Origin of the sequence: Nostoc sp. MS1 (assembly GCF_019976755.1) — a bacterium.
Classification (GTDB): Bacteria; Cyanobacteriota; Cyanobacteriia; order Cyanobacteriales; family Nostocaceae; genus Trichormus.
Genome location: NZ_AP023441.1, coordinates 3,285,165 through 3,297,578, shown reverse-complemented (window position 1 = coordinate 3,297,578; position 12,414 = coordinate 3,285,165). Strand labels below are relative to the sequence as shown.

Sequence of the window (12,414 nt, the reverse complement as noted above, 5' to 3'; positions counted from 1 at the left end):
CAGTTAACAGTTAACTAATATCCTTTCCATCTTTTATTGCAATTTCTATTAAATCTTCAATTTTCTTGATATTTGGGTCGCCTGCTAGGTAGCCAATACCCCGATGTAAATGTAAGCGGAATTGGGTAGCGAGGGTTTCTTTATCTATGGGGAGTTTGTCATTGTGACAGCGTTGTTTGAGGGCGAGGAGGAGAATATCGGAGATTTCGCCGCCAAAGACACGCCATGTCATTTCCACATTGCTATCTTGAGGAATGGGAACAGGGGAAGGTGGAGTAGCTTCAGCGAGGGAACGACAAAAAGCCCAGCGACATAAAATATTCCATTGGTCGATTTTGGTACTGCGGCGGAGTTTTAACAGTTGGTCTTTGGCTGTTTGCGATAGCCTAATTCTTTCGATTGGGGCTTCCATAATTAAAAATGGGAAAAATTCTCTATATTATACTTTTATATAAGTAACCTTACTGAATAATATATTAATCAATTTGGTATAATGTTTGTTTATAAATATAACTCAAAACTTTTTTATTAATATATTGGAAAAAATATAATTTATTAATTCTTTTTATTCTTAAAGGATGTTATGGCTAAATTGCAATTGCATTTTAATGGTTCTTTTGCTTTAAAAAAAGATGAAGTAAGCAGATTACTTCATGCTGCTGCTCAAGAGAAGGGTTTAGATGATAGCTTGCCAAATTTGATGGAAAAAACAAGTTTAGGTAATGCCAAGGTAGGAAGGGTAAAAAGTTGGGCGGTACGTGCGGGTTTAGTTAAAAATAATCGTCCTAGTCCAGAAGGGGAAATTGTTTTACGGCTAGATCCCAACTTTGAGTCGAGTATTACAGATTGGTTAATGCACTTTTATTTAAGTTTTGGCGATCGCGGTCTTTTAGTAGCACCAGAAAACCCTACTGATTGGGGTGCTTGGACTTACTTTGTCTATACATTTGTACCTAATTATCCTAAATTTACTAAGGAAGAATTGCTATATCATAGTGCATCAATATTTGAAGAAGAAAGCAAAGTAATTGCTGATAGAATTAAGTTTATATTAAGAGCATATACTGAGTTTAGCGCTTTAGCAGCCTGCAAGTTTATCACTCAAGAAAAGAATGAATATGTGAGTGGATATGCCCGTTTACCTAATGCTTATTTATTAGGTTATTTCTTGGCTAAGTTATGGGAACGTGACTTTAAAGGCGAGGGTTCAGTTCTTACTCAGTCTATAGTGAACGACAAAATGGGGCTGGCTGCTGTCCTGGGAGTGAAAGCAGAGGCGTTACAAGAACAGCTAAATACCCTAGAAGCTTACGGCATCATCGAACAGCGTCGGGCAGTACCTCCTTTTCAGGTAATTCCGCGTTGGGGTGAACCCTTGGCACTGCTGGAGAAAGCCTATGAAGGCTGAGGATAACTTGCTACTGCGAGATGCTAGACCTGATGATAGAGTTCACCTGCTACTGTGGGATACACCTGACGAAGCAGAACTGAAACGTATTGTTTATTACAACAATGCTCATCGTATCAATTACCGAGAAAATTTGCTACAAAGGATTCAACCGGGAGAAAGTTTTCTTGCACTACATCACAATTTAGATGTGGAACTCAGGGCTATTAAGTCAATTTGTTCTGGTGTTGACAAACAAATTGTTTTACTCGAAGGTTTAGACTGTCTCATTACTTACCTGCAAGTTACATCTGGTAGTCGTATTACCCTTTTCTGGAAACAACTGGAAGAGACTCGCAAGCTAGAAAAACTTTTGTGGATACTCCTACCTCATCAACTAGCACCGAAAAATTGGTTGCCAGAGAGAATTAGGCGCATTCCTTCAGCATAAGGCAGGAAGAAAGAGGGTTTTATTGTGATTTGTCTTTTTTAACCTACTGGACTGTTTCAGCTAATTTAGTGCTTTAGTCAACAATATATCATCTTATTCATCTGCGTTTATCTGCGTCCATCTGCGTTCAATTTTTTCCAAATCTATTGCCACATTTTAAGCTTGCCACGCCACTAAACTGATTATTTCTCATCGACTTACTTAAGTTATCTTTTTGCATTTGCCATTTTAAATTAACTATGTTCCTCAACCAACTTGTTGAAATTAACGAAAAGGGTAGTATTGCTAGTTCTGTAAACTTTGGCATGATGGATAATTCCCATCAAAATTTATCTTTATGCGAAAGTTTTATTTTTAACTATGATGCAGCTAAACCTGAGTTATCTACGGTTGGTATTTTGGATGCGGTGCGTCGTAGCTATCATAGTGCAAATCAGCCGAATATCCACTTGATGATTCAACAATATGGTAAGGGGAAATCTCATTTTGCGATCGCTATAGCCAACTTTTTCCAAAAACCCTGCCACAGCCAGGAAGTACAAGGTATTTTGTCACAAGTGGAAAAGGCGACATCTAGTAAAAGTCAGGCTATTTTTGAAGGGCTGAAGCTATTTAAACAAAATCAACGTCACCAACATTTGGTTATCTGTCTTAGTGGTGACATCGGCGGCGATATCAGGAAGCAATTTCTACAACAACTTGTCAAAAGTTTGGCAGCAGCAGGTATTCAAGATTCTTTAGCACAACATATATGTAAGGAACCCCTAAGTTATTTAGACAATTTAACTCCAGAGGATCAAGTAAAGGCTGAGAGATATTTACAAAGTATTGATAATACTGATGGCAATTTAAGTAAACTTATCAGCTTACTCAGACAAAACAATCCTGGCGTTATCTCTACTGTAAAAAAACTTGCCTTTCAACTCACAGGCTTAACTCCTGATTTTACAGCGAATATAGATATTCAAGCAATTTTAGAAGACCTAATAAGAAATTATTGTACTGGTGAGAATGCTTACTTCCAAGGAATTTTAATATTATTTGACGAACTAAGTCGATATTTGAGAGATTGGGCAGTAGATGATATTGGTGCTGGGGGTACAGCACTGCAAAATATTACTAATATTTGCGAAAATTATAAAGGAAAAATTGCTCTGTTAAGTTTTACCCAAATTCATCTGGGTCAAGCAGTAGGAATTCCTGCCAATGCAATATTAGAATATCAAAAGATTGCCACTCGCCTAGCGCCAAAGGATGGGACTACTTACAACCCTACTTCTAGCTTAGAACTGGTCGTCAAAAATTTATTATTACAAAAAGATGATTTTGCTTGGCAAACATTTGTTTCTCAATGGCATAACAGTTTGAGGAGAGAAGCGGAAACAGCTTTTGAGCGAAGAATTAAAATTTATAAAGAGAAAGGCTGGTCTTTTCAGGAATTTTACAATCATTTGTCGGAAGGTTGTTTTCCCCTGCATCCTTTGACAGCATATTTATTATGCAACCTTGATTTTACTCAAGATAGAACAGCAATTCAGTTTATTAAAGGCTATGTGAAAAACTTTATTGCTAATCACGCTGTAGAAGATGCTGGCAAACTCAATTATATCTATCCCATTGCTTTAGTTGATACGTTTCTGGAAAACTTTTCTAATTATCCTGTTTATAGTCAATATAAGAAAGCTATAGATTTGGTTGTTGGGGCTGATGATACAGATGAATTGATGGTGCTTAAGGCGTTATTTTTATATGAAGCCAGTGGCGAAAAACTCACCAAGCCTGATAGGGAAGAACATCAAGAAATTTTACTAATATTGACAGGTTTATCTAAATTTAAACTCCAGGCGGCACTGGATAAATTAGAGAAGGAAAGAGATTTAATTTACCACCGTCCAGAAATTAAACTCTATCGTTTCTGGGAAGGAATTAATCCTAAAAGTATTCAAGAAGAAATTGAGGAAAAAACTAAATCACAGGAAACATCAATTAATAATGTTGTCAGTTATTGTGAGCAAGTTGAAATTCTTAAAGAATATCCAGCTACGCTAACAATTAGCGCTACACAGTTTGTCAAAGACAATAAATTAGTCAGTGAAGACTGGCGGTTTGAGCGTAAGATATATACTATTGATAGATTTATTAAAGCCCTAGAAAGTAATCGCATTCTTAAAGAAACTAGCGAAAAGGGGATTTTGGCTTATGTCTTGGCAGAAACTCAAGAAGAGTTACAGGATTTTCGCAATCAGATAGCTAATTATTTATCAAAATCGCCCATAAAAAATTACATCGCCGTCGCTATTCCTACAGAAGAGACTGGAAATTTATCTCGGATGATTATCCAAATAAAAGCACTGGAAAAATCTGATCCTACTGAAAAAAGATTTTTTGGAAAAGCTTATCAAGAACTGCTTCAGCGTTGGCAAGGCGAGGTAAACACAAGATTAACTAGATTATTAACTAATTGTACTTATCATTGTGTGGGAATAGAAAAGATTCCCTTGGCTGAACAACAAAAAGCGCAACGGGTAATTAGTGTACTTCTACAAGATTTGTACCCCTTGGTTCCACCTGTGGATGAAATTGATAAAATGCGTTCAGACCATCAAACAGGTAAAAAAATTGTTGGCTGGACTGCAAAACAAATATTGATTGAAGATAATATCAATCAACAGACACTTCCTGACCGTTCTTATAGCACTGTTATTGACCAGATTTTTGTTAAGTTATGGGGACTGTTTAAGAAAACATCTGATAAATATATTGTTCAAGCACCAACTAATGAGAAAATCCGCGTTGCTTGGGATAAAATTTCGGAAATTACTGACTTAGAAGGTTTATCGCCAAACAGTGTTGACTTAGAGAAAATTTGGCAAGCGCTTTCTACGCCACCTTTTGGTTATAGCGAGTATAACTTTACTATGTTGCTGGCGGGATGGTTGGCAATTCACCGCAGAGAAGTAAGTTTAAAAGGACGCATCAAACTGACTACAAAAAAGGGTGAATTGGTTGCTACAGAAAATAAGTCTGTGCAGAATTGGGGTAACACGGAGATTATATTAAACCCGACTACATTTGTTGAGGATTGGATTGTTAAGCACAAGTCTAAACTAATTCGTCGTCAACAGATACAAATGCCGACGATGCCGCCATCGCCTATGGAATATGAACAGGCGCAGGCGTATCTGGCTGCTGTTGCTGCTTTTTTAGAGTCTAATGAACCGGAGGAGTCAGAAAAACAAGAGTTAACTAAGAATAAAAAGCTGGTGAGTGCTGGGGTTGGGGAAATTGACAAGTGGTTGCAACCAGTGGAAGCGGTGGAAAAATTACCCCATGATGCAAAATTAGCGACGCTTTTACAACTTTACCCGCAACTGTCGCAGCGATCGCCAAACAATTCCATTTTACCCACACCACAACAACGCGATCGCACTTCGCAAGCATGGCAAACTATCGCTGATAAAATTAATCAAATAGTAGCAGCAAAAAGCCAGCTTGCTGAATCCTTAGCTACAGAACCAGATTGTATTGCTTATCAGGGTGAAATTCAAGCAATTATTGACCAAATTAACCAAATTACAGGCTTGCCTCCCCACCTAATTGAGAGTTTGCAAAATTCCCTCAGTGCCAGCCAAATTAAATTAACAGATATTAGGCAGCAGGCACAAGCAGGACAAAAGCAAGCTGAAGATAGACAAATCATACAGAATATCCGCAATTGTGCCACAAAAAGCAAAACAATTCATCTGGCTCAAGAGGCGCTGCAAGAAATTACCAATTTACAATCTGGGTTTAACTATCCTGATAAATTTGCGGCGGAAATTGCTGGACTTGTGCAGTCAATTGAAAATAAAATTAATGAATATCGTCATAGTTTGGCAAGTCTTCGCACTCAACTACTATTAGTAACTAGTCTGCCAGATTTAGATGCTATTAATACAGAATATGCCAAACTAGATATTGTGTTTCAAGATACTGCTGATTATGTAGACTATCAGGAATTACAACCACAGATTCAAAGTTTAAAGAATGACCTTGAGCAGATACAAAGACTAGAATTTCGTTATCAACAAAGTGAGACAATTGCTAGTTGTGATGAGGTTTTGGCAATAATTGCTAGTCGAGAGTTGAATATCTGTAATGCTGACCGATTTCAAGCAAGAATTGTTCAGTTAGAAACAGATTTGCACAAGAAAATCCAAGAATATACTGCGCAATTACAAGAATGTAAGCATAATTTAGGGCATTTAACAACAGTAGAAGAGGCACAAAGATTTCAGAAAGAACTACGGAAAAAATCAAATCAATACTTGCAATCAGAATTAGAAATAGAGTATGAAGCAACTATCGAAGAATCGACACTATTAATTGAGTTATTGCAGATAGCCGAGTCAACAAAGTTAGAGAGTTTAGCAGCTTGTCAAACTCAGTTAGATAAACTACAGGATTGGGAAAATAGAACTGAAGGCGTGAGTGAAAAATTTAGCGATCGCCTAAAATCACTGCGTACAGAAATAGCACAAAAACAATCACAAATTTTGCAACAAGCACAAGCTGCTGCCGAGGAATGGGTGAGGGGTTTAGAAAATAGTTGCACCGAAATCTACCAATTGTCTGATGATACAGATAGGCTGGAAGCTGTAGATAATTTAATAGGGCAAATTCAAACCCAAAAGGATAATTATATTGGCTTGCTTAGTGATTCAGCAACTCAGTTATTAGCAAATATCGAGCGTCAATGCGTTGAGGAAAGAGATAAAGATATAGCTAATCAAATCTTCTTTTTGTTCCGCCAACTTCCTGATTTACAACAACAAAATGTCTACGCCAAGTTAGGACAAATGCTCACCCAAACGAGGGAGGATGAGTAGGGATGGATGATAAACTTATCATACTAGACCCTACGGGACTGTACGATATTCCCTCTGGCTATATTCCCATCACTACAGAAGTAGAATGGATACAGTCATTTGGTGTAAGTGATGTTCCCTGCTGGGTAAAAGGTGAGCGATTATGTGAATGGGCAAAAACTTGGCTGAGGGTGTGGAATAGGAGTGCGGAAATTGCCGAGATTAAACAACATCCCCGCCACAAGCTGACACAATTGTTTGGTACTGTACCCTTACCACAAAATTGGACTGACGAGCAAGTATTGATTTTCGCCACCCAGTTAGATGCTTATCCCCAAGACAACCCCATCGCCCACTTTTTAGCAGACAATATCGCTGACGTTAATGGACAGATATGGTTTACCCAAGCCTCAATTTCCCATCTCGCCGCTTGGTTAGCAATTGTAATTCCCCAAGAATACCAACCTTTTGAGCGAGTTTGGCAGCAGCAGTTTCTAGAACATGAGTTAGCCACCTACTACCAAACTGAAGATAAATTATTACTGTTGCGTCGGTGGTTAGGCATAGCAGAACCAGTAGTTAACGACATCGGCAAATATCCCTTACCAATTCCCGACTCACTTACCCAAGAGTTTGACAGCTATTGGGAACAACTCATCATCCGTACCGAAGGCAAGATTTTAGATACCCTCGCCTCTACTACCCAAGTAGGTATGGAAAGCATTGCCAATTGTGCTTACAAGGTTTTCGGCTATCATCCTCACTGGATTAATCGAGTACGGGAAGCTAAAGTTACACCTTATTTAAACTATCAACAGCAGCAACAATTAAGCCAGAGTAAAAGTCCATCTGTACCCCAACCCCTAGCTTTAGATGCCAGCCCTCAGCAAGCTTTAGCTTGGGTGACAAAAGAGTATTTGCCCTTCCGTCGCTGGGAAGTCACCAAGCAATCTACATCTAAAATTAGTGAGAGTCTAGCCCATAGCTTTGTTGATTGGATCATCCAGCACTACCCCCAGATGCAGGTAGACTCAGTAGCAGATTCTTACCTTAACTACAGCGTGGCTTCAAGAGTACAGCATCTTTGCCAAGAAAGTCCAGTTCTTTGGGTTGTAGTCGATGGTTTGGGATGGTTGGATCATTTAGAACTGTTAGCTTTACTCACCAATAATTACAAGCTGGCTGTAGAAACTGCGATCGCACCCAAGTTTAGCATCCTACCTACTAAAACAGAATATGCCAAATGGAGCTTATACGCTCAACTTTTACCTAATGACCCTGCTTGGGTGGCTGATGCTGGCAAAGCTTTTGTCAAAATGGGCTTAGGCAAACGTTATACAGACAAGCAAGTTGACAAACTCTACAGCGCTTTGAAAAAAAAGACACATCAATTATATTGTTGGGATACAGATGAGTTTGATAGCCTGTATCACCATCAAAAAGACTGGCAAAGCTTTTATGAATTGGAACGTCCCCACACTCTAGAAGGCATTGCCAAAAAGATTGATTATTGTTTGCAACAATACCCTAACCCGGAAGCATTAAGAATCGTCATTGCTAGCGACCACGGTCAGATAATGGGTACTTCTGAAAAAATTACTCATTGCCCTCCAGGGCTGCAACCTATGGGCAGAATGGCGATTGGTAAAACTGATGATCACAGGTTTGTGGTTTTAGAGAGCGATCGCTATAGTCTCCCCCACGATATTAGTATTATTAAAGGCTCCGCTAGTTTAAGTTCTTTCAGTTACACTAATAATCAAAAAATTATCGGTTCTCACGGAGGTTTATTTCCTGAAGAAGTTGTAGTTGGTGTATCTGTCCTGCGAAAATATATTCAACGTCGTCCTGTGCGAGTTTTTTGCTGTGGTGAAGGTAAACCCAACCAATCAGGAGAACTAGAAATTACCATCGATAATCCTAACTCAGTACCGCTTACAAATCTTTGTTTATATATTCAAGAATTACCCAGTTTTCTACAGGGTGAACTATTAGCAGAAATACCAGATCATCAGCGCTGTAGTTGGAAAATAATTATTTCCCATGTCCCAGAATTGCCACCAAATCAAGGTAATGAGCTATTTTTATCTGGTGAATTAACTTTTCAATTTGCCGATGCTGAAACGGCAAGCGTTGCCTTAGACCCTGACTCAAAAATTACTATCAAGCAAATATTTAGTAGTGGATTTGATATAGATGAATTTTTGTGAGCATACAACCTATAATAACGATTTAGTGCGCGATGTTTTCGGTAATCTTTGTATTGATAAAACTAGATTGCCATCAAGTGGACTAACTTCTATTGGTCTGCCTAGCTTTGTGGCTGAATGGCTGCTAGATAAAATTGTCCCAGGTTCGGGAAAACTCACCTCTCTAGAATTAGAAAAAGTTAATAACTTTATTAAAAAAGCCTTTCCCCGCAAAGATGACCGTAATGAAATTATTTTCGATTTGACTCAAGGAGAAATAAGAAAACTCATTGCCTTGATGCAGGTACGCATCAAATTAGAACAGGGAGGACGAGTAATTTCTGAACCATTGGCACAAATTCCGGCGCTGAATTTAACTGAATGTAGCATTGCTACCGATATTGTTGAACGTTATAAAATACTTTTACGCCAAGGGATATGGGGAAAAATTACTTTAGCTATGCTTCCCGAAGGTAAAGTAGAAGTAATGGATTTTGAACCATTCCAATGTTCGCAAGTTGACTTACAAGCTTATGCTGAATGTCGGTCAAAATTTAATACACAACAATGGCGAGATTTAATATTTTGTTCAATGGGTTTTAACCCCCAGCATCCCAGCTATGACCACGAAGCAAAAACATGGGTATTGGCTAGGTTGCTAGCATTAGTAGAGTCTAATTATCATGTCATAGAACTAGCGCCTAAAGGTACTGGTAAAAGCTTCTTTTTTGAAAATATCAGTAGTAAAGTTAGTTTAATTAGTGGTGGTAAAGTTACTCCGGCACAATTATTTTTCAATGGTAGAACTAAAGAAGTTGGTTTACTTGGTCGTCATGAAGTTGTCGTTTTAGATGAAGTCCAAAGTTTAACTTTTGATAATTCTGAAGAAATGATTGGCCCGTTGAAGAATTATCTAGCAAGTGGTCGTTATAACCGTTCTGGTTTTGCAGATATTTCTAGTGATTGTGGGTTAGTAATGCTGGCTAATATTGAACTAGATGAGGAATTACAACCACGCCATGAAGATAATTTAATTACTAATTTGCCTAAATTTTTTGCTGAAACGGCATTATTAGACCGATTGTGTGGGATTATTCCTGGTTGGAAAATTCCTAAGTTTAACAGAGATATGGTAGCCCATCAAGTAGGTTTAAAAATGGATTTTTTTGGCGAAGTTTTATTATCATTACGCCACGATAATCGTTTCATCTCTTACGCACAGCAGCATACTCACTTTGACAAAAACGTTACTGTTCGTGACCAAAATGCTATCCTCAAATCAGCATCAGGATTTCTCAAAATTTTATATCCTCATTTGCAATTAACATTAATGGATTACGAGCGTGATTGTCTAGAACCTGCTTGTAAACTACGCCAAGCTGTCCGCAACTCACTATATTATCTTGATGATGAATTTAAACAGCTTGGTAGAGAAATTTATGTGGAAGCAAAGTAAAATTACCAAAAATATTGATTTTCTAATACTGTTGTTTGCCGAGTCGCTGAATTATATTTTAAAAGATATTCACGAGCGATCGCTTCATTCTCCCTCAACGTCTCTACTTCTTTTTTACCTATTTCCGTATCAGTAGATAGCAAAATTACTTGATGGCTGGCGGCGGGGAAGTATTTCTCTACCAAGTTTTGACGGTGGGAGGAATCAAGCCTACCGAGGGGTGTGTCGATTGCTACTGGTAAGCGTAAGCCAGAGACTTTGGCTAGTCCCCATAAAAAAGCTATTGCTAGTAGTTGTTTCTCCCCGGCTGAGAGGCGATGTTTAGCAACTGGTTTACCATTGAAATCGAATAGAGATAAGGCAAAGGTTTTAGTATCGATAGCGATGCGAAATACTAAATCAGATTTATGTAGTAGGTAGAGGAAACAATTCTTCACTTCCTCCTCTAATTTATTGAGTTTGCGGAGGGTTAATTTATCCCGAAAAACTTTCAGCGTTTCTTGCACTTTGGTTGCTGAAGTAATAATATGTTCTCTACTTTTATTATCAATATTTTCAGTTGTATATTTACTCAACTCTTTTTTTGTCTGTTCGATAGTTTCTGCTAAATCGGCTAAACTACGGCGAGTCGTTTCATAATTAGCCTTAGCTTGCACAACTTGGTTTTGTGCTTCTTCCACAGCCTCACGCAACTTTTGATAAGCTTCTGGTTCGGCGGCTGTTTGCACTTGTCTTTCTAAAACAATTAGTTCTTCTTCTAAGCTTTTAAGATTAGCTAATTGTTGCTTTGCCGAAACTTTAGTATTTTGTAAGTGATATCTAATATTATCTAGCTGGCTTAAACTTTCCTCATCTGCTAATAACCAAGGCGCTTCTGCTTGGGAGTAACCTGTATATAAATTGTCAGCATCTTCAGTTAAAAAGGATTCTATTTTCTCAACTTGTTCGGAAGCAATTGTTAATTGCTGCAACCATTGTAGTAAACGTTTATCTCTCTCAATCAAAACATCCTTGGCTAACTGTACCTGTTGATAACGAAATTCTTTTACACCTTGTGCTTGTACTTGACTAAGTAAATTAGGAATCAACGCCAATGGTAGCGCCTCAGCCGCTAATTGACACATGGACTCTCGGATAGTTTCTGCTGCGTGATTTTTTTCCTTTTGTTGCAGTTCCAACTGATGGCGATCGCTGGCAATTTTACCACCTTCCGAAACAAATTTATCTAAAGCTTCTCGCTGGATTATTTCTAATTCTTCAATTTGGTTTTTAAATATTGCTAACTTTTCTTCTATAACTTGATAATCTGCTTGCTGTTGACGTAATTTTTCCTCAATTTCTTCCAATTCAGCTAAATCTTTAACATCAGCAAGTTCTTTACGTTTACGATTGACTAAAATTTCTAAATCAACTGCTAATCTATCTGCCAATTCTAAACCTAAAAGCCCACGAATAGCTTCAATTACTATTTGTGGTGGTGTTTCCTGTTCCGCCAACTCCTTAACTTGTTCCCCATCAAATAGGAACAGATTGGAAATACCTAGTGGTAAAAAATTTTCTATATAGTCATCCCAGATATTTACCAAAGAATCTACAGGCCAAGTATCATCATCACCTAAAATACCTAGTGCATCTTTCCCATCTTTAGGGTTTTTTTCCCAAGTTCTGACAATACGATATCTTATTGGTTTATCGTCTTCAATATGCTCAAATAGTAACTCTACTCTAGTTTTATCAGCAGGGTTAGCTTGACTATTGACGCATTGAGTTAAAAAATCACTATAACTTAAATTGCCGCGCGTAGAACATTGTGCGCGTTGTCCGTATAATGCAAGACGTATAGAATCCATGAGAGTAGTTTTACCCCCACCATTCATTCCTCCTAACAGAATAATTGGCTGAGGATTTTGTGCAATTCTTGGATCAAGATTGATGACTTGTCTCCCAGCGTAGGGGCCAAAATTTTGTAGAACCAGTTCGAGAAAGAGCATTTTGATTTAAGCAACGGAACACTATTTTAAACGAATATGATTCGCGTCTACAGACTAACGAGTTATGAGTCCTGAGTTGTGTTAGCGGTAGCG

Annotated in this window: 7 protein-coding genes; 5 read left to right on the top strand and 2 right to left on the bottom strand. The window is 38.1% G+C overall.

What is annotated here, in order from left to right:
• Positions 1-10: 10 nt before the first annotated feature.
• Positions 11-412 carry a DNA sulfur modification protein DndE gene (gene dndE / locus NSMS1_RS14260; RefSeq protein WP_224094430.1) on the bottom strand — a complete coding sequence of 134 codons (402 nt, stop codon included), beginning with the start codon at positions 410-412 and terminating at the stop codon, positions 11-13.
• Between the two features lie 171 nt (positions 413-583).
• Between dndE and NSMS1_RS14255 the strand changes: the two genes are divergently transcribed.
• The 5 genes from NSMS1_RS14255 to brxL all read left to right on the top strand — a co-directional run bounded on the left by NSMS1_RS14255 (position 584) and on the right by brxL (position 10,330).
• Positions 584-1,408 carry a DUF4007 family protein gene (locus NSMS1_RS14255; protein WP_224094428.1) on the top strand — a complete coding sequence of 275 codons (825 nt, stop codon included), beginning with the start codon at positions 584-586 and terminating at the stop codon, positions 1,406-1,408.
• Positions 1,398-1,838, top strand: a complete 441-nt coding sequence (locus tag NSMS1_RS14250; RefSeq protein ID WP_224094426.1) for a hypothetical protein — start codon at positions 1,398-1,400, stop codon at positions 1,836-1,838. Before NSMS1_RS14255 ends, NSMS1_RS14250 begins: the two co-directional genes overlap by 11 nt.
• Positions 1,839-2,077: 239 nt before the next feature.
• The gene (locus NSMS1_RS14245; RefSeq protein ID WP_224094424.1) at positions 2,078-6,706 is read left to right on the top strand and encodes a hypothetical protein; all 4,629 of its coding nucleotides are present in this window, start codon (positions 2,078-2,080) and stop codon (positions 6,704-6,706) included.
• Between the two features lie 2 nt (positions 6,707-6,708).
• On the top strand, positions 6,709-8,895 hold the full coding sequence (locus NSMS1_RS14240) for a hypothetical protein (RefSeq protein WP_224094422.1): 2,187 nt from the start codon (positions 6,709-6,711) through the stop codon (positions 8,893-8,895).
• Positions 8,882-10,330: a BREX system Lon protease-like protein BrxL gene (gene brxL / locus NSMS1_RS14235; protein WP_224094420.1), complete on the top strand. Its 1,449-nt coding sequence runs from the start codon at positions 8,882-8,884 to the stop codon at positions 10,328-10,330. The genes NSMS1_RS14240 and brxL overlap by 14 nt, the downstream gene beginning before the upstream one ends.
• Positions 10,331-10,332: 2 nt before the next feature.
• Here brxL and dndD read toward each other — a convergent pair whose 3' ends face one another.
• A complete protein-coding gene (dndD, locus tag NSMS1_RS14230) occupies positions 10,333-12,321 on the bottom strand; it encodes a DNA sulfur modification protein DndD (protein ID WP_224094418.1) in 1,989 nt (662 codons plus the stop codon).
• Positions 12,322-12,414 lie beyond the last annotated feature (93 nt).

Excerpts from the sequence above, each read along its gene's own strand:
- NSMS1_RS14250 (WP_224094426.1), top strand. The coding sequence starts at position 1,398 with ATGAAGGCTGAGGATAACTTGCTACTGCGAGATGCTAGACCTGATGAT.
- brxL (WP_224094420.1), top strand. The coding sequence starts at position 8,882 with ATGAATTTTTGTGAGCATACAACCTATAATAACGATTTAGTGCGCGAT.
- NSMS1_RS14240 (WP_224094422.1), top strand. The coding sequence starts at position 6,709 with ATGGATGATAAACTTATCATACTAGACCCTACGGGACTGTACGATATT.
- NSMS1_RS14255 (WP_224094428.1), top strand. The coding sequence starts at position 584 with ATGGCTAAATTGCAATTGCATTTTAATGGTTCTTTTGCTTTAAAAAAA.
- dndE (WP_224094430.1), bottom strand. The coding sequence starts at position 412 with ATGGAAGCCCCAATCGAAAGAATTAGGCTATCGCAAACAGCCAAAGAC.
- NSMS1_RS14245 (WP_224094424.1), top strand. The coding sequence starts at position 2,078 with ATGTTCCTCAACCAACTTGTTGAAATTAACGAAAAGGGTAGTATTGCT.
- dndD (WP_224094418.1), bottom strand. The coding sequence starts at position 12,321 with ATGCTCTTTCTCGAACTGGTTCTACAAAATTTTGGCCCCTACGCTGGG.